Here is a 23,100-nt window from a genome sequence, read left to right as displayed (position 1 = left end):
GGGTAGCTGGCTATTTTTATTATTGCTCTTTACTAAGTAAAATGCGATCTGCCGCTATTTGAGTGAAAGTTCTGCGTTGTTAAAGCTGTTATCGAGGATTTCAAATGAAAATTATTGCTTCTGTCTTAAGTCCAGTACGCTTCCTAGTTGTGGCTTTTACTTGCGCCTTACTATTATTATCTAGTGCTTTTCCTGCTTTTGCGATCGATAGTTACCAAAGTGACCCTACCGAAGCTACTACACAACTGCTTGACATTCAAGCCAAAACTGATGAAGCCGGTAAAGCACCACCAATAGGATTGAGAAAGACTCAAAAGGAAACTAACGAAGGACTTAATGAAGTTCAGGGAGCTGCTGATATTGACAAGCAGAAGCGTCCAGAAAATTCCCAGAGTTCAACCTCAGTGGAAGAAAATATAAAGAATGTGTTGGAGAAGGTTACAGGTAAGAACTAAATTAATAGTTCTGGCAAATTTTTTGTAATAATGGGTGATTGCCTAAAAGCAATCACCCATTACTAATTAGTACTGTTAACCTGGCAATTACAATTTAATTATAAAAATATATTCACTTTGAGCATCTATAGTGAAACTGGGTTTGCATAGTTTTAATTAAATATATTTTTTAAATTAATAATTATATTTAGAATATCTTATTATTGTAGCTAAAAATGGTAGCCAAAAAAATAAATGAAGTTCGCTAACTGCTAGAATATTGGCTTAATACTACCTATTAAGGCATAGAAATAGGAAGGAATGCAGTAATTAATTTCAGCCGACAATGTTACCTTTGGTTGATGTGGAATCTGTCTGAAATTTGAGAAATTAGTGAATAAGTTTGCTTAGGGATGGAAAACAATGCGTTCGATAAACATTGGTTTGACTGAAGAACAGCGTCAAGGTGTAATTAATCTGTTAAACCAAGATTTGGCAGATGCCTATCTACTGTTGGTGAAAACCAAAAAGTATCACTGGGATGTCGTTGGGCCTCAGTTCCGCTCTTTGCACCAGCTTTGGGAAGAACACTACCAAACGCTGACTCTAAATATTGATGCTTTGGCAGAACGGGTTCGTGCTTTGGGCGGTTACCCAGTTGGGTCAATGGAAGGATTTCTCAAGATTGCTAGCCTCAAAGAACATGCTGGTAATGTCCCCACAGCAACGGGGATGGTATCTAATCTAGTGAATGATCACGAGCAGGTTATTCGTAACTTAAGAGATCATGTGGATCAGTCTGGTGATCAGTTCCACGATCAAGGAACTGCTGACTTTTTGACTGGATTGATGGAACAGCATGAGGAAATGGCTTGGATGTTGCGTTCATTTATTGAAGGCGAGGCATTGGGTCCAGATGGTAGACAGCCAACAGAAGGGGCTAAGACTCCTGTAGGTGTATAGCTCATAACGTCTGAATAGAGGGTGGTTGTTTGTGAAACCGATTAGAAGGAGGATTGATTCTTCCTTCTAAATGGCGTGAAAGAATTTATCTATCTGCATCTACCTATTCAGCTGATTGCAAAAATAACATAATACAAACGAAACAAGGAGTTTTTAAGTGCCAGAAGTATATAAAGCAGAACGGACTATCTCTAGTGTATTTAAAGATCAGAAGCAAATTGATGATGTGATTCGACGTTTATTAGACAGGGGTGTACCTAGAGATCATATTTCGGTCATGGGTAGAAATTTCCAGTCCGAAACCAGAATCGCTGGCTTTATTAGTAAGAAGGATGTGATTCTGGGAGGTTTGAGAACAGGAGCAGTTTTTGGTTCCTTGTTTGGTTCCTTTCTCAGCTTGCTCACGGGTGTAGGCGTACTGTTTATTCCCTTTGTTGGCCCAATCGTGGCAGCCGGGCCTATTGGTGCAGTGCTGTTGGGGGCTGCTAGTGGAGCGATCGCAGGTAGTGCAGGTGCTGGTCTAGTATCGGTTCTAACTACCTTGGGGATGCCAGAAGAGAAAGCTGCTATCTACCAAACCCGCTTACAAGCTGGTGAATTTTTAGTGATGGCAGAAGTTCCGAGCGATCGCACTGGCGAATTTCAATTGTTGCTCGAAAGCACTGGTGGCGAAGAAATTCACACAATTGAAAAAACCTTTGCTCGTCCTTGTCCTGGACAGTGCAACAGCCCACAAGATTTGTCTCCTGAAGTTCGCGCTCATCTTTCCGATGAAGCTCAACGCACATTCATTGAGCGCTATAACACTGTACTCAATGAGAAAAATGACGAGTTCACTGCTGAACAAGCCGCTTGGGAGTCTGTTCATCAGCAATATGATGAAGATGAAAACGGCGTTTGGTCAAAAGCTAAAGTCAAAGCTTAAAGATTTTCAAAAAATAGATTATCCAATTTTAGAAGCTGGATAATCCTACTAGTACAAGACGGCGGAAATAAGCAGACCATTGAAAAGTCCTAAACAGCTTATTCCATAATATTTTTGAATTTTGACTTCTGCCTTGCAGTACTAGGCTTTACTTAAGGGCGGGTGAGATGCCCGTCTTAAAAACATTTGTGTTAGTCCGCGTTTATAGCGGTTCCTGCATAGGTAAGGTACAGAAAAATTAATTAACCACAGATCAATACAGATACTTATAGGGACACGGCATTGCCGTGTCCCTACCCGTAATACCAATTCACGAAAATCCTGATACATATAGATTTCTCGTGAGGGCATGGCATTGCCATGCCCCTACCAACGTATTTGTATCGTCATGAAAGTGAAATGGTATAAGAATCACTATATCTACGTTTTAAAATCTTCATTAGGGCAATTTATAGCTACTAACACGCAGATTTAACTGACCTTGACGCGGGTTCTGGGTGAATATAAATGCACCTTCTTCACTTTCACCACTAGATAAAAAGTCGATCTGTTGCTCTCCTGTTTCTGTAACTTTGCCGTTAATTAGTAACTCAGCCATAATTTGAACTGACTCGGCTGTGTCTCCTCCATCATTCTCGACTTCAAAGGGAACATAAAATTGACCATCAACTTCCCGAATTGTTTGTTTTTTAGTGACAGAAAGGATGGGAGGTTGATTCTTTTCGTTCAGCCAAGTGTAGCCTACCAGACTCACAATGATTGCTAAGATAAGTAAGGCGATGCTGAATGTTACCCACTCAGCTATTGAGCGTGGTGGTTGTTCTGTTTTATTCATATTGCTAACCTTCCGGCTGCACCGCCAATAGTTGCAGGTAAACCCAGCATCAAGGTGTGATCTAACCACATTGTCCAAGGGTCACTAAAAGTTAACTTTTGAAAGAACCACAGCATAAAAGCGGTTGCTAGCAGTGATACTAAGTAGGACATAATGGTTTCGCTCGATGGTCTTTGGAAAAGTCCTTTTTGCTGTCTTCGCTTTTGTTGGTCAGAAAAGCCTGCCTGAAATACAATGCCATAAGAAATTAGCAAAGATGTAGCGATCATTGCCAACTGCCAAGGTGGCGAGGCTGCGGCCGCAAGCATGGGAATTTCATCTGTCGGAGCAATGTTAAATGCAATTATGGTTGCACCAATCAGGGTTCCACTTATATCGGCAAAGGTGGCGTGTAACTCAACATTTTTGTTCTTGGTTGTACTGTTTACCGGATCGTTTGCTTGTCCTTCTGCATTGCTGTTGCCATTATCTCCCAAAAGCTGGTTAGCTAATGCTACACCGAGAGCGAAGGGTACACTTTCAAAGATGATTTTACCTAAAGATTCCTTTAGGGAAGTTTCTGGTGTCAATTCTCGCAACAGTAGCAGCATGAAAGCAGAGCAAGCTAATCCGATCGCGATCGCTTCTACGGTATCGATTGCCGCTTGATGAGTTCGCCCGGTATATCTGCGTTTCCGAAAGCCTTCTATTTGATTGAGTAAGTAAACTACAATAAACATGAATGCGATCGCTATCATCATCAGTTGTGGTTTTGCCAACGATCCAATCCACCAAACCTCCATTGTGTACAGTAAGGGTATACCAAATAAAAATCCTCCACAAGCGCCCCGAATAATGTCATTAATTTCACTCCTCCATACATTTTTTTGATGTTTTCTTGCCACTCCTTTACTTCCCTTTTGTTGAAAATTGCTTTGACTTATACTAATTCTCCATGAAAATGCATATTGCAGTCCTAAATCCTTCCTGAAAAGTTAGATCCCCGACTTCTCAAAGAAATCAGGGATCTCGACACTGCGAATTTTCACAAATCAGATAGGATTGCTATATACTCATATTTTTTAGGTTGTGCTTACCCTGGTAGCACCTCATACATATCTTAAGATAATATAATTTACCAAATTATTCTATCTGTTGATGGAAGTCAAAAATAATACGCTATTGTTAGTTTATGTAATAGCTTAATCAAGTATAAGCTGGAAATAAAACCATGAGCGCTGAAAAAAGAGTAGAAGCTACTGCAAAAAATATTGAAGGGAAAATTCAAGAGGTTGTGGGTGAAATAACGGGTAATCCACAAGATAAAGCTGAAGGACAAACAAAGCAAGCCCAAGCCCAAGCTACTCACACCGTAGAAAACATTAAAGACGAACTTAAGAAAGCTTTAGACTAATTTAGTTTTTGCATTGCAAATAGCAATACTAATGATGATTTATTACTGATAGTCTAAAATTAATTACTCCACTAACTTTTAGAAAGTGGAGTTTTTCTGTTATTAGCGTAAAATTTGAAAGGGTAATTACTAACAAACTGGTTGTTACCATGATTTTCCTAGCAATTTGATTCACCTAAGAACTGGCACGATTAGCTAATAAGTTCCAGATAAAGATAGCAATTATCGCCCCAATGATGGCAATAATTACACCAGGAATACTCAGGGTTGCAGCAGTTAATTGAAATCTTCCTGTCTCAAAAAGAGTAACTAAAACCCCCCCAATCACAGCACCTATAATACCTAAAACCATCGTTGAAACAATTCCACCACCCTGACGACCGGGATAAATAGCTTTTGCGATCGCTCCAGCAATTAAACCTAGAATGATCCAAGCAATAATGTTCAGCATAATGTCATCTATTAAAAAACTTAATAACTAGCTTAGAAATTACAATAGTGTTTTCCTTCTACCCAAAGATATAAGTAATAAACTTAAATAAAATTAATAAGCTGTCGCCTATCTAACTTGCACATTTTTTTGTGCTGAGTGCTAACTGTTAACAGTCAACAGTCAACAGTCAGCAGTCAACGAACCTCATAAGTTATTGTGTAATTTAAAGGCGTATGCCAATTATGATTGCACCTTTGTGATCAATAGCTTGCAAGTCTTGGCTACACGGATACAACCGCACTAGCGGCTTCTCTTGAAGTGCATTTAAGATAGGAAAATATCAATAATCATTGGGAGGAATCAATCGTCATGACTGTTATTGTTGCTAAGTGGACGATTGACGAATATCACCGCATGATTGATGCTGGCATTTTGAGCGATCGCAAAGTTGAACTACTTAAAGGAGAAATCGTCGAAATGTCGCCGGAAGGGGAACCCCATGCTTATTGTAGCGATGAAGCTGGTGAGTATCTAGCAAAGTTATTGGCTGAACGCGCCAAAATTCGCCAAGCCAAGCCTATCACCTTACCTAACAACTCGGAACCAGAACCAGATATTGCCATTGTCCAACGTTTAGGACGCGAGTATCGAGAGCATCATCCTTATCCAGAAAATATTTTCTGGTTGATTGAGTATGCTAACTCAAGTTTAGAAAAAGATTTAGAGACAAAAAGTAAAATCTACGCAGAAGCAAATATTTTAGAGTATTGGGTTGTAAATCTCAAAAAGCTACACTTAGTAGTGTTTAGAGAAATTTTAGACGGAGAGTATGCGACAAAATTGACATTCATTGCGGGAACAATTCAACCGCTAGCATTTCCAGATATTTCTGTTGCGGTGGAACAGATTATTAACAGTTAAGGTAATTTAAATAAAAACTTATATAGCGGTTCTCGTTTACATGAGGTACATCCGTAAGGGCACGGCACTGACCATGCCCCTACACCTTGCAATATAATCTTATACCGCATCTGAATGGGAACCGCTATAATCCAATAAAAAATTTTAATTTAATGTGAGTTAGACAAACCTCTCCCTTTTTGTCCAAGTTTGTTCCTCTCTAGGTCAAACACATCTAATTTTATAACTAGACTTGAGCCTAACAACAAATTAATTTCTCTGTGCGTAGTTGTACGCTAAGGCGACATCTCTATCAGATTTGATTGCAGAACACTCTTCATAATAAATCCCAAACTAGATTATCAGTCTGCTTTTACTTTTTTTATAAACACTTACTTGTATGTAAAAATTTATGAATTATTAAATTAATATCCGTTGATTCCTGTAGATTTATGATTATTGAATGGCTAGTCAAAGTAACTATTTAGTCCTTAAAGCCGGAGGGCAAATGATTAAAAGTTTATATACTGTATGGTTGTTCGGTGTAGCTTTAACATTAATCGGTTTTGGGTCTAGCACCACAAAGGCGATCGCACAAACCAGTTATCCATTTCAAGCTACCTACAACTCAGAAATTACCAATAAAGAAACAAACATACCGTTGGTTTTAGATACAACTGTCATCGGCGAAACTCTTGATGCACCATATGGTTTAACTGATCTGATAATCAGGAACTATAGTCAGGTTGATCCTAATACTGGTGTAGTTACATACAATTCCGATCCAGCAACGTTTGGTTTACAAAACGTACCATTTGGGACTCTTACTTTGTCTGGTCAGGGAAATGATAAACTGTTTGGAACTAATAGAGGTACTGCTTCACTTGAGAGTGGTTTTGGTACAATCAGTATCACTGGTGGTGAAGGTAGATTTAGAGGTGCTACTGGCACCTTGGATGTATTCCAGACTATTACATCTAATCCAGATCCAACTGGGCTAACTGCACCTATAATATCGCCGGCAACATTAAGTGGCTCGTTTCTGGTATCCCAAGCAGTTCCGGAACCGAAAACTGACGCAATGCTAGTCGGGATAGGTCTAATTGGAGGCTGTTTGATGCTGCGCCGACACCGCCGATCTTCTACTGTGTAGAAGTAAAGTATATTAATCAGATTCGTTAAGAGACTTCCGACAGAAATTAGATTAAAGATGTCTCACCGAAAACATCAAATTCCATGACTTTTACCAATTACCCAATTACGCCGAAAAAATCGGGCTAAAGCTGATTCTTCTAAAGATAAATAAATTGGTCGTCCGTGGGGACAGGTGCGAGGGTTGCGAGTGCGTTGCCAATTATCTAAAAGTGTCTGCATTTCTTGCTGATTCATAGGTGTACCATTGCGAATGGCACTGCGACAGGCGACGGCTACTTGGGCTGTTTGTAAATCGCCTCCCCAACTAAGTTCTAAAATTGCTTCTGCACAGTCGTCTCGCTGTTGCAAAGGTGCAGGTATGTTTCGCACTGCCCAAAGTTGTTCGCCAAAGGGGTCTATTTCTAAACCGATGCGTTGCAGTTGCGATACTTGCGCTGGCGATAATTGATAAAGAATAATTGGCGGTTCGACGGGAATAAGTTGCCAATCATCACACAATTGCTCATACAAAACTCGCTCGTGGGCAATGTGCTGTTCTACTAACCACATACCACCTGAATGTTCGGCCACAATATAGGTATTGCTAACTTGAGCAACAGCTTTTAAGGAGTTAGGAGTTTTGGGATTTTCGTTAGGATTTTGAGGATTGAAATTGTAGCCGCCTTTTGCTTCTGCAACTTTGAGTAGTTTACTAACTCGTGTTGTGTGAACAGCTTCTTTAAGATTGTTAGAAGAGATGCTGAGTGCTTGGTTAATTGCTTGGGTAATTTGCTCTTGCCAATAAATGATTTCGTTGAGATAAATTTCTGTTTTTGCTGGATTGCGATTCCAGTTAATTTGATCAGGGGAAATGGCAAGATGTAAGAAACAAATTGGATAGCGATCGCGTGGTAATGTTCTGTGAAATGCTGATAATATTGTTTGCTCTAATTCCGGTGTCTTAACCATCCGTCCGTTAATGGCTACACGCACCCAATCTGGACGATGACGATGGCAGCGATCGGGTAATCCTACCACTAAATTAAGTGCTGAGTGGGGAGTGGGGAGTAGGGAGTGGGGAGTGGGGAGTGGGGAGTTAGGAGTTAGGAGTTCTGAGTTTAGTGGGTTGGGTATTTCGAGTTTTATTTCTTGCAAATCACCTTGTCGCACCTGGGGTAAAATCTGCGGTAGCAGCTGCCCAGTTGTCGCAGCTGGAGAGATGGTAAACCATTGACGGTCATTTTGGCAAACTTGCCAGGTGACGCGGGGATGACATAAAGCAATTTGCTGAATTGTGGCTTGCACAGCTTTCATTTGCTGTGCGACTGTGGGCAATCCTTGACGACGAGATAAGCAATTACCGAAAAGATGAGAAACTGTCACCACTGTACCAGGTGCGATCGCAGTTACTTCAACTTGCACAACTTCCCCGCCATTGCCATAGCTAATCCGCCATCCTAATTTTCCATCCACAGGACGACTCAAAATTTCTAAATCTGCTAGAGTTGTTAAGCTGTGTAACGCTTCACCGCGAAACCCCAAACTGTTAATTTTCCATAAATCGGCACTAGAGCGAATTTTACTCGTGCTGTGGGCTGTGGCTGCTTGTTGCAAATCATCTAGGTTCATTCCACAACCATTATCTGCCACACGAATTCGCCATTGCTGTGGCCATATAGAAATTACAATGCGCGTTGCACCTGCGTCTAGGGAATTTTCTACCAATTCCCGCACCACGGAAGCGAAACAGTCGATTACCTCACCAGATGTAATGAGATATACGACTTCTGTTGGTAGAGCTTGAATAGTAGATGCCATAAATTATAGTTTATAGCTTCTGGGTGCAAGGTAAGTAGGGGGACTGAGGAAGTTGAGCCAGATGAGGAAACAAATTTACAAGAAATTTTTCTCGCTGACATGGTAGCATTTATGGCGACCACAAATCAGTGCTACATCTTCGTGCAGCGATGGTGTCGGCGTAGTAACAAAACCGCTCCAATTGCACCTCGTTTGCTGCCCAGAAGAAACGCATCTAATTTGTTTTGACAAAATGTAACTTATATGGATGGAGAAGAAGGGAAGTATTGTTAGGTTGATATCAACGTATGTGCATCTGTGGTTTAATACCTAAAAAATTGACTTTTGCAACATATCTACTGTGCATTACAGCTTTCTCTACGGCATCATCAAAACTAACTGATTGCAACATTAATTAACATTGAATTATCTTACTTTCTGCTTACCTCTATATAGTGGTTAATTACTATCGCTTATTGTCAGAACTTTAGGTGGTTCAGGTTTCAGTAAACCGTTCAGCAGGGATGCGGGACGTTGACTGTAAGGCCAAGCAAAAGCATGACGGAAAGCTGCATCCTGACAAGCTTGTAGTTGTTCAAAATTGATAATGTTGTAAGTCAAAAGATTTTCATACTCAAATGGCAGACGCACATTGTGCAACCCAGCATTATCGGTACAAATAGCGATATCTACCCCAGCATCAAAACAACGGTCAAAAACTAATTTGAGTTGACGGATATCCTGCAAAGTACCAGTTTTCAGGTAAGTTGTGGGGCAAACCTCTAAACACTGTCCGCGTTTAGCTACATCATTAAGTAACTCTGGATATAGTAGGGGAATTTGGATACCATGACCGATTCGCATGAGATATGGTAGCAGTTCAGGGTAACAGCCAGCAGTGGTTTCATATAGATGTCCGGTGGTCTTAACGCCCTGCGATCGCGCATAATCATATAAGCTAATCCATTCTTCTAAGCGATCGGCATAATAGCTATCACCCCCCGCTACATCTACTGCACAGACATACTGCTTATTTTGCGCCGCCAAATCAACAATCGCCTTGTTCACCTCATAAGGTAGGCGCGTGTGCATACAGAGAATTTGACTAGTAACAATCGGATATTCTGGCTGGTGGCTGGCAAGCCCTACTACTTGTACAATTTCTGCCATCTTGTCAATTCTCTGTGATTGATTTAGATGCTCAGGTGTCCGCAAATAAGGAGTATAGCGCAGTTCCAGATAAGCCAAATTTTCAAAAATGTAAGCACCCCGCACCAAGCGATAGATAAAGTAAGGTAAAGTCTCAACAGTTTGCACACTTTCTACCAAGGTGTGTAATTCTAGATACTCATCCAGGGTGTTGCGTGGACGGGTGTAAAAATCTTCAAATTGTGAATAGTCATCAAAGCGGGAAATCAACTCCGAAGAATGTCGCTCGAAATATCGCCATAGAACTCTTGGTACGACCGAGCCGCCCAGATGTCTATGTAATTCAGCATATAAAGCCATAGTGGTATTTTTATGTAAAAATTTCATCGATTGTAACAAAAACATAGAAGGAAAAAATCTAGACTCGAAAAAAATTAGCTCTAAAGAAATTGGAGCGGAGGTTTCCCACCATCTGGATTTTTCAGATGGGGCTTACGGGCTAGAGGCTGCACCAATGTCGGGATTTTATCCTTATTTTCTGAAAATCCAGAATTTATATAGCGTTTTGAGCATAAATAAACTTGACATTATCAAGATGAAATTGATACGATTAAAAACTTTAATTTTTATGCTATACTTAAATAAACATTGCTATTGTTAAAAAAGTGGAATATAACAATATATTTTTCCTTTAACGAAGCAAATTCCTTGCAAGGTTGGTATTAATTGAAAATTCAAGCGTTGGAAGTCAAAGCTGGCGATCGCATTATTGCTTACTGCAACAACAAAATGCAAACCTGCAAGGTAAAACGCATTTTAGATCCCGGTCAAGCTAATATCACACTATCAGTATTCACATCTGAGAATTATCGCGGTTGCTCAGTTTCATCTATAGTCCGCTTTCAGAGCAACGCCTTAGTTGATTTGGTAAGTTAAAAATCAAGTAAACATTCAATTTCAAAAATATCTTTAGCTATTGTCCAGCCTCAAGCTGGATATAGTTATTTTAAAAGTGTTGGGTCAATACCCTTTTTGATGTCGATTTTAGCTTTGGTTAGTAGTTCTATTAGACCACGGGCACGAGAGCGATCGCCTCTGGCAGTGATTCTGCTGTACCTTGTTGATAAAGCTTTTTTAGGGGCTAGGGCGTGTTTTCAAAGTCTTAGATCCCCCCAACTCCTGTTAAAAAGCAGGGTGGTTTCATACAAACAGAGAAAAAACCTTTTGGAGTTGGTTGGATAAGGCACGTTGTGCTTGAAGAATAGTTCGGAAACCAAAAAATCTGGCGATCGTATCGTAATGAAAAAGCTGTGCAAAATTGCCCAATTAACAGGAGCATTGCCACCACGACGCAGTGGAAAATCTTCGGAAAAAGTAACATCTTTGACCCAGTGTAGTCGATTTTCAATTCCCCAGTGTCCTTGAGTATCAGCAAGCAATTGTTGAGCTTCGAGATTCTGGACAACAACACCACGTTGGTGACTAAATACTGACACAACCGAGATAAAGTTCTGATATGACTGACTATAATCTGTCAGTGTGCAACGAATGCTCTTAGCATCAACTGCCAATCTTCCTCTGGTTTTGGTGAGGCGAGCGCCAATGCCCAAGTATTAAATAAGTCTGTTAATGGCTGAAAATTGATGGTTTTTAGTACCCGTCGGAATGTCGAGTATGAAGGAAACTTCATATCAGGTGTCAGTTCTAACATTTGAATCAAGCTTTGCCGATGTACGTTAGTAAAGTCCTCTAGTGGTCGATAACCCCAATACCCCGTCATTGCTCCTAGTAATGTCAGTAACAAAACTAACTATAGTTCGTGTCTTCCTCCTCGGATATGCCGATAGTCTGGAACTTGTTGCAACTGCTCGATCAGATTCATACTTCGCCTGTTGTAAATGTTTCATTACCCCCTATAAATCATTATTATTTTTCTCTGTTTGTATGAAACCACCCTGCTTTTTAACAGGAGTTGGGGGCATCTAAAACTTTGAAAACACGCCCTACGCCTATGTATTGTTTTAGGTTCGTTCTATCAGCGATCTGAAAATCGTGATCTTTAATGAAAATGACTAGCATTTATTTTTTAGATTTAAATTACTCAGAAAATATCAATTTATTACTTCACAATCGGTTACAAAACATCTCTTAACCTCAGATGTTAAGTTACTAAAATTCAGTTGATAAAATAAAAATTATGTTGCATCATTCAATTATCCATATTGCTGGGGATCATCTATGTTTATGAGGTAAATCAAAAGCAAGATAGATCCAAAATTTAAAAGATTGCTATACTTGCTGCAAGTTTTTGCTGCTTGTAATTTTGCACTGATTTTATTATCAAACTCATAGATTTTAGAGACCATTAATAAATTAAATATTAAATTCAGGTGATCGAAGGCAGGATAAATGGCGACTTCTGAAAATTCTGAAATAAGGGCAGAATCTTCATACTCAGATGCCTCAACGCCTTTCAAAATAAGGTTTTAAATTTCACCCTCCATTTTTGGTAGTCCGTAGAGTCGGGGTTTCAGGCTTCAATGTGCAAATCCTAAAGGCTTCTTTAGTTTAGAACTTCGATAGTCGCTAATAACTGTCGTTGTTTAGGCAGAATTAAAGGTGTAATGTTTTGACTAATTTACAAATTTTTACGCCGTAACACAGTTTTTAGGGCTAGGTATGACACTATGTTAATCTTCCCCTAAAAACTTAAGATTTACTTTATAAAGTAAGTCTGAAAAATATGGTTGAAATTCAATCCTTTTGTTATTTTGTTCTAGGCATACTCAAAAAAATCTTTCACATCAAATAACCTTAATATCTAAGGTTGACGAAATTTGAAATCTTTGCCAGGAGATGAAAATAATGTTTGGAATTCCGTGGCATAAATTGCCGACTCCCTTTGGACTTTTAAAATTAGTTCAATTTCGTAGAAAGCTACGGCAGAACAATCTCCACGATACATCGCAACTATCGAATACCGACAAGCTGCCTAAGCCCGTTCCCAGTGCGGATGGCCGCCATTTGAAGGTTCGTACCGCAGATGGCAGCTACAATGACCTTGAGCATCCAGAAATGGGCATGGCTGGAACTCGGCTTGGGCGCAATGTGCCGCTGCAAGATGCCAAATTTGATGAAAAAAACTTACTAACTCCAAATCCCCGCACTGTCAGCCGAGTGTTATTGGCACGAGATGAATTTCAACCTGCCACAATCTTGAATCTACTTGCGGCCTCATGGATTCAATTTCAAACACATGATTGGTTCAGTCATGGCAGTAATCAGCGCAATAACAAATTTGAAATTCCTGTAGAGCAGGATGATCCGTGGTTGCCAGAACACGGAGCTATGTCGGTCAACAAAACTTTAGAAGACACAACCCGGACTGGAGATACTAAAAACCCTCCTACTTTTATTAACGAAGTGACTCACTGGTGGGATGCTTCACAAATTTATGGCAGTAATCAAGAAACCATTGATAAACTGCGCTCTCATGTTGATGGAAAAATGGTGATTGGCGAAGACGGCTTATTACCAACTCACCCAGAAAATGGCATTGACAAGGTAGGCTTTGCAGGTGCTTGGTGGGTAGGACTGAGTATGTTGCACACCCTATTTGTTAAAGAACACAATACTATCTGCGACCATTTAAAGAAAATATACCCTGAGTGGACAGATAACGAACTCTTCGACCACGCTCGACTGATCAACGCAGCTTTGACAGCTAAAATTCATACTGTCGAATGGACTCCTGCTATTCTTCCACATCCTGTTACAGAAATTGCCTTGAATTCCAACTGGTGGGGATTACTCGGAGAAGATTTTAAAAAGCGTTGGGGTCGCGTTGGCGAGAGCGAATTGTTGAGTGGAATTGTTGGCTCACCAACCGACCACCATACTGCTCCTTATTACCTCACCCAAGAATTCGTATCTGTATATCGGATGCATCCTTTGATTCCAGATGAATTCGAGTTCCATGCAGTTAGTAATGGGAAATTATTACAGAAAAAACAATTTCCAGAAGTGGCTGGTAAGAATACTCGTGGAATTTTAGAAGAAATTTCCATGAAAGATTTATTTTACTCTTTTGGAACTTCTTATCCTGGAGCTGTCAGATTGCATAATTATCCCCGCTTTTTGCGACAACTGACGGGAGAGCTTTTGGGAGACGACTCGCCAGCATTTGATTTGGCTGCTGTTGATATTTTACGGGATAGGGAACGAGGCGTTCCTCGTTATAACCGTTTTCGTGAGTTATTGGGTCGGGGTAAAGTTAAATCTTTTGAAGAAATTACCAGTAATAAACAATGGGCTAAAGAATTACGCGAAGTCTATAACAACGATATTGACAGCGTAGATTTGATGGTCGGTTTATTTGCAGAGGATCTTCCAGACGGTTTTGGTTTTAGTGATACTGCTTTTCGTGTATTTATTCTGATGGCATCTCGAAGACTGAAAAGCGATCGCTTCTTTACCAAAGACTACACTGCCGAAGTTTACACTCAATTTGGATTGGATTGGATTGATAATAACACCTTCTTAACAATCCTGCGTCGTCATCACCCCGAACTGGCACCTGCTTTCTTTGGTGTCAGCAATGGCTTTGCACCTTGGACAAAGGTGGGTTAAAAGACCTAAGTAGTCAGAATTATAAATTCATAATTCTGACTACTTGATATATGCAAAGGAGTAATAAAATGCAACATTTAGAAGAAATTCGGAAATTTTGGCATAATGCTCAAGATTTGGGTTCATTGCCTGAAGATTATCAGTCCTGGAAAGCTGCTCAAAAACAAGATTTTTTGTGGAACTCTAGAATTATTAAGTCTAAATATGATCAACTTCCTCCTCTAAGGAAAATTGATATCGTAAGTTTGTTTTTGACTGCTTTGAAAACTAAGATGGATCGTCAATTAGATGAAGCACCTAGTAACTGGAAAAAAGCAATTCATGCCCACGGTAGTGTTGCTAAAATAAAGTTTGTCCCAACGATTAATACTTCTTTTTCTGGTTTGTTTAAGGGAGCAAACTACGGACTTTTACGGTTATCTGTCACTGGAGAGCCAAGCGATCGCGGATTTGCTCCAGGTCTTGCCATCAAGTTATTTGTGGATGATAATGCATCGGAAAATTTCTCTGCTTTAGTATCTTTAGTCGGACAAGATAAAAACTATAATTTCTTCGCTAATGAATTATCAAATATCGTTCCGGTAGCTAAGAGCTTTGGGCCTATTGTCACCAACTTAATCTTTAGTCGAGTTACTAAATATCCGACAAAACTCTATTTAGAGAATTTGGGAGAGATTGACCAACACGGGCAGAAAGAAAGTAAAGCTTATTATCCCGCCCAGGTTTTTCTTGTTCCTAATCCAAATATCAAGTTTCCTGAAAGTCCGCCACATGATTTTAGGAATGACTTGGCTACAATACCAGCCGGAACATCATTATATTCTGTCTATGGCGTCAGTCCTGAAGACGCTACAGATAAAAGTGATAACCGTCAAAATGCTAAGGTCATCGGACATATTGAAACCACGTCGGAATTTGTATCCTCATTTTATGGTGATAGTCAGCTATTTTTTAGACATCAACGATTTCGGAATCGGTAGATAAAATATTGGGCATTAAATATTTACCTCAGGTAGAGGCGCAGAGAAAAATTTCAATAAACAAAAATTATGAATAAAGAAGCTGAGTACGACTATATCGTTGTTGGTTCAGGCGCTGGAGGAGGCCCAGTAGCTGCAAATTTAGCCAAAGCAGGATACAAAGTTTTGTTGCTAGAAGCAGGTGGCGATCCGTTACGCGATGAAAAAGGCAAAGATAGAGAACGCTACACTTACTCAGTACCAGCATTTCATGCACGGGCGACAGAAGATGAGGATCTGAGGTGGGATTTTTTTGTTAAACATTACTCCAGTGAAGAGCAACAGCGGCGTGATTCTAAGTTTAGCCCAGAGCATAAGGGTATTCTATATCCGCGAGCCGGGATGTTGGGAGGATGCACTGGTCATAATGCGATGATTACGGTGTATCCTCACAACAGTGACTGGGACAAAATTGCGGCAATTACAGGAGATGCTTCCTGGAACAGCGATAATATGCGGAAATATTTTGAAAGGCTAGAGCGCTGCAATTATCTTGATCGCCCCATTGACCCAAATCATAATCCTACTCGCCACGGCTTTGATGGCTGGCTAACAACCAACTTAGCAGATCCTAAGTTAGTTGTGCGCGATCGCCAACTCCTAAAAGTTATCGTCAAATCTGCTGTTCAAGCTTTAGGAGAACAGGGTAAAAGTCTACCCCAAGTAATTAAGGTAGTTTTTAAGAGTTTCTTAGCTAACATATTAGCTTTTCTCAAACTACGGCAAAAAGATCCTCTGGAGTTTTTAGACACACTTTTAGACCCCAATGACTGGAAAATTACCAAAGCCAGTGGTGAAGGTGTTTTTTCCATTCCACTCGCTGTCAAGGATGGAAAACGTACTGGTACAAGGGAATATATTCGCCAAACCGAACGCCAGTTTCCCGACCGATTGATTGTAAAAACTCATGCATTGGTAACTAAGGTTTTGTTTGATGAAAACAACACTGCGATCGGTGTAGAGTATCTTGAAGGTAAACACATATATCGTGCAGATCCTCTAGCAGATAAGACAGAAAACAACTCCCAAGACAGGCAGACAGTTTTTATGAAAAAAGAAGTCATCTTGTCTGGAGGTGCTTTTAATACTCCCCAAATACTTAAGCTATCTGGAATTGGCCCGAAAGAAGAATTAACTAATTTAGGAATAGAAGTCCGAGTGGATCTTCCAGGAGTTGGTACAAATTTACAGGATCGTTACGAAGTAGGTGTGGTGAGTGAGATGAATCAAGACTTTAGCATCCTGGATAATTGTACATTTACCGAACCCCAACCCAAACAGAAAATTAGCGATACTTGTTTATTAGAATGGAATCGTTCTAAATCAGGTGTATATGTAACTAATGGAGCTGTCTTGGGAATTATCAAGAAATCGCACAGAGATAGACCAGAACCTGACTTATTTATTTTTGGACTACCAGCTTTTTTTAAAGGTTACTTTCTCAAATACTCTGAAGACATTGGTAAGTATAAAAATCTTTTTACCTGGGCCATACTCAAGGCTCATACCAACAACACAGCCGGGTCAGTAACACTCAGAACAACTGATCCTAGAGATATTCCAGAAATTAATTTTAAATACTTCGATGAAGGTAATGATCCCAACCAAGAAGACTTACTATCTGTTGTCGAAGGAGTAGAATTTGTCAGACGATTGACAGAACGTACTCAGCTGTTCACAAAAGCCGAAATGCTACCAGGGAAAAGTATAGATGAACAACATGAAATTAAGAAGTTTATCAAAGATGAAGCTTGGGGACACCACGCTTGTGGGACTTGTAAAATTGGACATAAAGATGACAGAATGGCAGTCTTAGATGGTGACTTCCGAGTATATGGAACACAGAATTTGCGCGTGGTAGATGCATCGGTATTTCCTTTTATTCCTGGATTTTTTATTGTAACGCCTATATATATGATTAGTGAAAAAGCAAGTGATGTTATTCTCCAACACGCTGCAATTAACTTCTGAAAAGTTTGTTGTATGGGCTGAACGCTTAGAAACCCCCCTTAAAAAGGGGGACTTTGAGTCTCTTATTCCCTCTTTTTTAAGGGGGTTAGGGGGGATCAACAAATCTTTGATACTTCTCAGACATCCTCTAAGGATTTGACATAGTAAATAGAGCGGCGTGTTAGCCTTTAGCGTAATGCATTCTACTTAAACTACTATATTGACTCTTAATCCAACATTCAAAATCTAAAATCCAAAATTGATATAACCCTTATTTTTGATCACCATTTTGCAAAACATCCTCCAGCAGAGAAGCAAGTTCTTTATTTAACCGACCAGACCTGACAAATTCTGCATAAGTATCTGCCTCAATGGCCAACAGTTCTCCTCGGAACTGTTCTGTCGTAAAACTCTGAAGATTGGGATATTCACCCTGTAATTTGTCAATTTCTATCCGTAAATCTGCAAGTTCACCTTTGATTAGTGTCTCTTGATAACGACGAAATTCTGGGTCAATACCTGGGCGTTTGTCTGCCTGGAGATGTTCTAGAACGCGTTCTAAGGCAACATGACGGGCAACAAATTCTAAATATTGCTCACGTAAGGGTGCATCACCTAGCAAATTGAGTTTTTCTAGCAAAGGTTTGATAGTCAATCCCTGAACAAGTAGAGTAAATAAAACTACCCCAAACACTGTAGCAATAATTTTTTCTCGCTCTGGCAGCATTGTCGATACACTCAATGCCAGGGCAATGGAAACGGAACCTCGTAACCCACCCCACCAGAGGATAGTTTGTTCTGGTAAAGAAATGTCTGATTTAGTGATGCTAACGCTCAATTTGCTGAGAATGTAAATAGCAACTGCCCGCATTAAAATCATTGCTGCCACTGTCACCATAATGATTTGCAAGTTTTCGCCTAAACTCGCAAAGCGTATTTGGTCGCCAATTAGTAGGAAGACGATAGAGTTAACAAAGAACGCCAAAAATTCCCAAAATTCGGAGACAATAACCCGAGTGCGGGGATTCATGCCGATACGAGAGCCAAAGTTGCCTAAAATTAAACCTGTGGTGACAACTCCAATTACCCCAGAACCGCCTAAGTCTTCAATAATCAGGTAAGTGCCGTAAGCGGAAACCAAGGTTAAAGATTGTTCCACTAAGGGCAAATCGAAACGCTGGGTGAGGTAGGAAATACCAAATCCAATAAAAGCTCCCACCCCTACACCGATGCCAACAACTGTAAATAACTGCAATAAAATTGGCTGGAATTCCAATTCCACAGTTCCCAAAGATAAGGCTACCAAAAAACCAAAGGCAACTACAGCCATGCCATCATTGAACAAGCTTTCGCCCTCCATTAAGGTGACAAGACGAGTACCTACGCCGAGTTGCCGAAACAAAGCGGTGACAGAAACAGGGTCAGTGGCAGATAGACTGGCGGCGATGAGTAAAGCTGTAGTGAGAGAAATACCAACGAGTTGATTGAGAGCGATCGCCACCCCTGCGATCGCAATTACCACCCCGAACACTGCATATAGGCAAATTGGTACTAAATCCCGCTTCAAGTCTGACCATTTCAAATTCCAGGCGGCTTCAAATAACAAGGGTGGTAAAAAAATGAACAAAATTAATTCCGGGGAAAGCGTTACTAAACGGACATCAACCAACGCCAACCCTAATCCGACAATTACCAGTAGCAAGGTGTATGGTATATTGCGAAACCAGCTAAATATCTGCGGTAGTGTCGCCACGCCTAGAGACACCGAAAGTACCAATAGAAACTGCTTGAGATTGTCGGTAATAACTTCCTCGGCGATCGCGGATTCAAGTACCATAAAAAAATTCCTGGTATAATTTTGCACCAATAATTATCTGACTATTTTCAGATGACATCAATTCAATGTCAGACTTTAAATTAGCAAAGAATGAAGATTTGACGATTAACCGAGTATTTAGGAGGAAGGTCTTGGGTAATAACATTCGAGACCGCTTTAAAAATTTCCGCCGCCGGGGTTCGCAGCCAGAACAACTCCAACAGCTACAAACAGACCTGCTGGCAGAATCAACCCTAGACTCAGCTTACATAATTTTAATTATTAGCTCCTGTGCGATCGCTACTTTAGGTTTATTGTCCAACAGTGCGGCCGTGATTATTGGTGCGATGATCATTGCACCCCTAATGTTGCCGATTCGCGGGTTAGCTTTTGGTGCTTTGCAAGCAGATATTACTTTGTTTCGCAAGGGTGTGATTGCTGTAGTAGTGGGCACAGTTTTAGCGGTAGCGATCGCTTTTACTCTGGGTTGGTTGGTGGGTTTGCCCAGATATGGTAGCGAGATACTGGCTCGTTCAAAACCAACATTGCTGGATTTAGGGATTGCGGTAGCAGCTGGTGGTATCAGTGGCTATGCGAAAGTTGAGACGAAAATATCTACTAGTTTAGCGGGAACTGCGATCGCTGTTGCCCTCATGCCTCCCATCTGTGTGATTGGCTTAGGCTTGGCACAAGCAAATTGGTCACTAAGTTTCGGGGCAACCCTACTTTATCTCACCAACTTATTAGGTATTGCCCTCTCCTGTATGGTGACATTCTTAGTCGCAGGTTACACTTCTATGGCACGGGCACATAGGCCCCTAATTTGGACTATGGCTTTGACAGCTGTCCTGCTAATTCCTTTGGGAGTCAGCTTTGCCCGACTTGTACGACAAGCGCAACTAGAAACTAGCTTACGACGGGCATTATTAAACCGAACTGTCACCTTTGGGCGATTGCAGTTGCTTAACAGTAATACCAATTGGTTGACAAATCCGCCAGAAATCCGTTTGAGCGTCCGGGCAAGAGAACCTGTCACACCTCGGCAAGTAGAGTTATTAGAAGAATTTGTCAAGCGAGAGATGGGGCAACCATTCACTCTAATTTTTGAAGTTGGTCAAGTGGAGGAAATTAGAAGTTCTGAACCTAAACGCTAAAGTTGCTAATTTGGCATGAATGAGGAGAGAATCTATCAGTCAAGTCAAACTAGCTTTTCAAAACCTAATAGTGGATGTTACAGAATTAGTCAAAGTTTCAATTATTCTCTTGCTCCTTGCTACAGGTGTAGCTCTGCTGTCCCGGCGGTTGCGAATCCCCTATGTTACAGGTTTAGTATTAGCAGGTTTACCAATCACTGAGCTATTATCTCGCCCGATTGGTTTAAATCCAACCCTTGTTTTAAATCTTTTCCTGCCAATTCTTATCTTTGAAGCTGGTATTAATACAGATGTCAGCCGCCTACGCAGCACTTTTAAACCAATTGCGCTATTAGCTGGGCCAGGGGCTGTGCTGTCTGGCGCTATTATTGCCGTCCTGTTGAAATTTGGGTTGGGACTGAGTTGGATACCTGCCTTATTTGTCGGAGTAATTCTGGCAAACACTGATACTGTTTCCATGATCGCTGTGTTTAAGGATATACCAGTGCCTTCCCGGCTTTCAACCATAGTTGAAGGAGAAACCCTATTCAACGATGCTGCTGCCCTAGTTTCGTTCAACTTGATTTTGCAAGTATATTCGACAGGTTCACTCACGTTACTAGAGGGAATCCAACAACTGCTATTTATCTCTCTAGGAGGCTGCGTAGTGGGGTTAGTCTTGGGCTATTTGAGTATCCCTGTATTCGCCCGTTTAGATGATCCCCTTAGCAGTTTGTTACTGACAGTTGCAGTTGCATTAGGAACTTTTCAGGTAGGGCAATTTCTCGGTGTATCGGGTGCTGTGGCTGTAGTTGTCGCTGGATTAATTTTCGGTAATTTAGGGCTTTATCGCAATACTTCTGCTTCTAGCCGCATCACCTTGTTGAGTTTCTGGGAATATGCCAGCTTTACTGTCAACACCTTTATTTTTCTGCTAATTGGTGTAGAAATAGACCTGATAACGCTCTGGAGAACTTTACCTGCAATTCTATTTGCAGTTTTGGCTTATCAAATCGGACGAATTCTTACGGTCTATCCATTGCTAGCAGGAATTCGTTGGATTGACCGCCCAATTCCGTTGCGCTGGCAACATTTACTGTTTTTAGGCAATATCAAAGGTTCACTTTCGATGGCTTTGGCGTTGAGCTTACCCAGTACACTGCCAGGGCGAGAAGTCCTCATTGCTATAGTCTTCGGTAGTGTGCTGGTGTCGTTAGTGGGACAGGGTTTAAGTTTGCCTTGGGTGGTAAAACGCTTAAAATTATCTAATTTTTCAGAAGCTCAACAACAGGTTGAAGAATTACAAGCCCAGCTAATGACTGGTAAGGCAGCACAAGATGAATTAGATAGCCTGTTGAAATCAGGTGTATTACCAAAAGCCGTTTATGAAGAGATGCGTTCAGCTTATCAGGTACGAATTGCTGGTGCAGAAAAGACACTGCGAGAACTTTATAATCGTCGCCCTGATGAGGTGGAAGGTAGAAGTGGCAACAGCAGTAAACTTGAAGCCATTCGCCGACGTTTACTGTTGGCAGAAAAAGGAGCGCTCAATGAGGCAATGCGGAAGCGAATTCTTTCAGAAGAAATTGTGCGCGGACGGATACAAACTCTTGATGAACAATTGTTGAAACTTGAAGATGATTAGGGATTGGGGATTGGGGATAATCTGAGCTTTGTGAGTGAACCTTTGAGCTTTGTCGATGAACCTCTAAGCTTTGTGAGTGAACCTTTGAGCTTTGTCGATGAACCTCTAAGCTTTGTGAGTGAACCTTTGAGCTTTTGCTGATTGATTAAAATCTCCTGTCTCCTGTTAAACATGAAGTCAGAGACTCAATGGATGCATTTTCATGGGAACGAGGAAAAACTTAATTACGAATTACGTTAGCGTAGCGTAAAGCCTTCTCTTTCAGAGACGCTAACGCGAACGGCATGGCTTCTCTACGAGACGCTACCGCGAACGCTGAGAGCGAGTCTTTGAGCATCATTACAAATTACAAAGGCGATCGCTTATCGTTATTTTGATTTTTAATCACTCTACCAGGACTGATAAAAGAAATTCCTTGCTGAAAGTCAGTACCAATCATGACTGCTTCCACTATAGGTTGGGATATTTCTGTTTGGGCTACCCACTCTACAATAAAATTTGCGCCTAAGCCTCCACTGCTATCATTTCTATTGACAAAAAAAGCTGTGGAAGCTAGTGCATCAATTTGAATGGGGCGCTCCAAATACTGTTTAACTAATTTACCATCTGAGTTATAGTAGCGCACAGAAGTAATGATAATGGGATTGCTCAAATCTGTATTCCGAATACTTAGGGTAACTGCTAACTCGAAAATCTCCTGGCGATTGTGATGATAAATATGTGAATAGACAGGAACATAAACAGTTTGACCGCTTGCTATCTTAAAATTCTTATCCAGCGTGACTATTTTTTGAGGTGGGGTTGCTTGAATGGCATCGGGTTTTGAGTTGGGTGGAATATTTGTTGATTGACAAGATGCAAGAAAAATAAGAGCGATCGCTAAATAAATATATGGATACGGTTTCATCAAAACTATTTACACCCATTTTTTATACCTGTGTAGCT

Annotated in this window: 21 protein-coding genes and 1 pseudogene; 12 read left to right on the top strand and 10 right to left on the bottom strand. The window is 40.6% G+C overall.

Annotation, left to right across the window (positions count from 1 at the left end):
• Positions 1-104 precede the first annotated feature (104 nt).
• The 3 genes from H6G96_RS01275 (at position 105) to H6G96_RS01265 (ending at position 2,322) form a co-directional block, all read left to right on the top strand.
• The gene (locus tag H6G96_RS01275) at positions 105-455 is read left to right on the top strand and encodes a hypothetical protein (RefSeq protein ID WP_190909557.1); all 351 of its coding nucleotides are present in this window, start codon (positions 105-107) and stop codon (positions 453-455) included.
• A 402-nt stretch (positions 456-857) separates the two neighbouring features.
• Positions 858-1,397, top strand: coding sequence for a Dps family protein (locus tag H6G96_RS01270; RefSeq protein ID WP_190909556.1), 540 nt, complete (start codon positions 858-860; stop codon positions 1,395-1,397).
• Between the two features lie 157 nt (positions 1,398-1,554).
• Positions 1,555-2,322, top strand: a complete 768-nt coding sequence (locus H6G96_RS01265) for a ChaB family protein (RefSeq protein ID WP_190909555.1) — start codon at positions 1,555-1,557, stop codon at positions 2,320-2,322.
• Positions 2,323-2,761: 439 nt separating this feature from the next.
• Here H6G96_RS01265 and H6G96_RS01260 read toward each other — a convergent pair whose 3' ends face one another.
• Both H6G96_RS01260 and H6G96_RS01255 read right to left on the bottom strand, forming a co-directional pair.
• The gene (locus H6G96_RS01260) at positions 2,762-3,157 is read right to left on the bottom strand and encodes a TIGR02588 family protein (RefSeq protein WP_190909554.1); all 396 of its coding nucleotides are present in this window, start codon (positions 3,155-3,157) and stop codon (positions 2,762-2,764) included.
• Complete coding sequence (locus H6G96_RS01255) at positions 3,154-4,041, bottom strand: TIGR02587 family membrane protein (RefSeq protein ID WP_190909553.1); 888 nt, start codon at positions 4,039-4,041, stop codon at positions 3,154-3,156. Before H6G96_RS01255 ends, H6G96_RS01260 begins: the two co-directional genes overlap by 4 nt.
• 326 nt (positions 4,042-4,367) lie before the next feature.
• Here H6G96_RS01255 and H6G96_RS01250 point away from each other — a divergent pair, with 326 nt between their 5' ends.
• Positions 4,368-4,550 (top strand): CsbD family protein, encoded by a 183-nt coding sequence (locus tag H6G96_RS01250; RefSeq protein ID WP_100901031.1) that lies wholly within the window; start codon positions 4,368-4,370, stop codon positions 4,548-4,550.
• Between the two features lie 175 nt (positions 4,551-4,725).
• Here H6G96_RS01250 and H6G96_RS01245 read toward each other — a convergent pair whose 3' ends face one another.
• Positions 4,726-4,998: a GlsB/YeaQ/YmgE family stress response membrane protein gene (locus H6G96_RS01245; protein ID WP_190909962.1), complete on the bottom strand. Its 273-nt coding sequence runs from the start codon at positions 4,996-4,998 to the stop codon at positions 4,726-4,728.
• Positions 4,999-5,352: 354 nt separating this feature from the next.
• Here H6G96_RS01245 and H6G96_RS01240 point away from each other — a divergent pair, with 354 nt between their 5' ends.
• Positions 5,353-5,904, top strand: coding sequence for a Uma2 family endonuclease (locus H6G96_RS01240; protein WP_190909552.1), 552 nt, complete (start codon positions 5,353-5,355; stop codon positions 5,902-5,904).
• Positions 5,905-6,391: 487 nt separating this feature from the next.
• On the top strand, positions 6,392-7,036 hold the full coding sequence (locus H6G96_RS01235; protein ID WP_190909551.1) for a PEP-CTERM sorting domain-containing protein: 645 nt from the start codon (positions 6,392-6,394) through the stop codon (positions 7,034-7,036).
• Between the two features lie 74 nt (positions 7,037-7,110).
• Here the strand turns inward: H6G96_RS01235 and mutL are convergent, their stop codons facing one another.
• Positions 7,111-8,835, bottom strand: a complete 1,725-nt coding sequence (gene mutL / locus H6G96_RS01230; protein ID WP_190909550.1) for a DNA mismatch repair endonuclease MutL — start codon at positions 8,833-8,835, stop codon at positions 7,111-7,113.
• 438 nt (positions 8,836-9,273) lie between these two features.
• The gene (locus H6G96_RS01225; protein WP_190909549.1) at positions 9,274-10,323 is read right to left on the bottom strand and encodes an adenosine deaminase; all 1,050 of its coding nucleotides are present in this window, start codon (positions 10,321-10,323) and stop codon (positions 9,274-9,276) included.
• Positions 10,324-10,689: 366 nt separating this feature from the next.
• On the opposite strand from H6G96_RS01225, the gene H6G96_RS01220 reads away from it, so the two are divergent.
• On the top strand, positions 10,690-10,899 hold the full coding sequence (locus H6G96_RS01220; protein ID WP_094352741.1) for a hypothetical protein: 210 nt from the start codon (positions 10,690-10,692) through the stop codon (positions 10,897-10,899).
• Positions 10,900-11,276: 377 nt separating this feature from the next.
• Here the strand turns inward: H6G96_RS01220 and H6G96_RS41045 are convergent.
• From H6G96_RS41045 to H6G96_RS01205, 3 genes and pseudogenes are all read right to left on the bottom strand, one after another.
• Positions 11,277-11,423 (bottom strand): annotated as a pseudogene (locus H6G96_RS41045) (ISAs1 family transposase); the annotation flags it as partial.
• Positions 11,424-11,497: 74 nt separating this feature from the next.
• Entirely contained in the window at positions 11,498-11,767 is a 270-nt protein-coding gene (locus H6G96_RS01210) for a transposase family protein (protein WP_277932888.1), read from the bottom strand.
• Between the two features lie 409 nt (positions 11,768-12,176).
• Positions 12,177-12,440: a hypothetical protein gene (locus H6G96_RS01205; RefSeq protein ID WP_190909546.1), complete on the bottom strand. Its 264-nt coding sequence runs from the start codon at positions 12,438-12,440 to the stop codon at positions 12,177-12,179.
• 388 nt (positions 12,441-12,828) lie between these two features.
• Here H6G96_RS01205 and H6G96_RS01200 point away from each other — a divergent pair, with 388 nt between their 5' ends.
• The 3 genes from H6G96_RS01200 (at position 12,829) to H6G96_RS01190 (ending at position 17,582) form a co-directional block, all read left to right on the top strand.
• Positions 12,829-14,592 (top strand): peroxidase family protein, encoded by a 1,764-nt coding sequence (locus tag H6G96_RS01200; protein WP_190909545.1) that lies wholly within the window; start codon positions 12,829-12,831, stop codon positions 14,590-14,592.
• 68 nt (positions 14,593-14,660) lie between these two features.
• Positions 14,661-15,572, top strand: a complete 912-nt coding sequence (locus H6G96_RS01195) for a hypothetical protein (RefSeq protein WP_190909544.1) — start codon at positions 14,661-14,663, stop codon at positions 15,570-15,572.
• 69 nt (positions 15,573-15,641) lie between these two features.
• The gene (locus tag H6G96_RS01190; protein ID WP_190909543.1) at positions 15,642-17,582 is read left to right on the top strand and encodes a GMC oxidoreductase; all 1,941 of its coding nucleotides are present in this window, start codon (positions 15,642-15,644) and stop codon (positions 17,580-17,582) included.
• Between the two features lie 250 nt (positions 17,583-17,832).
• Here the strand turns inward: H6G96_RS01190 and H6G96_RS01185 are convergent, their stop codons facing one another.
• Positions 17,833-19,398, bottom strand: a complete 1,566-nt coding sequence (locus tag H6G96_RS01185; protein ID WP_190909542.1) for a sodium:proton antiporter — start codon at positions 19,396-19,398, stop codon at positions 17,833-17,835.
• Between the two features lie 131 nt (positions 19,399-19,529).
• Here H6G96_RS01185 and H6G96_RS01180 point away from each other — a divergent pair, with 131 nt between their 5' ends.
• Both H6G96_RS01180 and H6G96_RS01175 read left to right on the top strand, forming a co-directional pair.
• Complete coding sequence (locus H6G96_RS01180) at positions 19,530-20,531, top strand: DUF389 domain-containing protein (RefSeq protein WP_190909960.1); 1,002 nt, start codon at positions 19,530-19,532, stop codon at positions 20,529-20,531.
• Positions 20,532-20,601: 70 nt separating this feature from the next.
• Positions 20,602-22,155 (top strand): cation:proton antiporter, encoded by a 1,554-nt coding sequence (locus H6G96_RS01175; RefSeq protein ID WP_190909958.1) that lies wholly within the window; start codon positions 20,602-20,604, stop codon positions 22,153-22,155.
• A gap of 346 nt (positions 22,156-22,501) precedes the next feature.
• Here H6G96_RS01175 and H6G96_RS01170 read toward each other — a convergent pair whose 3' ends face one another.
• Positions 22,502-23,062, bottom strand: coding sequence for a DUF3124 domain-containing protein (locus H6G96_RS01170; RefSeq protein ID WP_190909541.1), 561 nt, complete (start codon positions 23,060-23,062; stop codon positions 22,502-22,504).
• Between the last annotated feature and the right edge of the window lie 38 nt (positions 23,063-23,100).

Source organism: Nostoc sp. FACHB-892, from assembly GCF_014698795.1.
Classification (GTDB): domain Bacteria; phylum Cyanobacteriota; class Cyanobacteriia; order Cyanobacteriales; family Nostocaceae; genus Nostoc.
The sequence above is the reverse complement of the archived record's forward strand: the minus strand, read 5'-3'. Positions and strand labels throughout refer to the sequence as shown.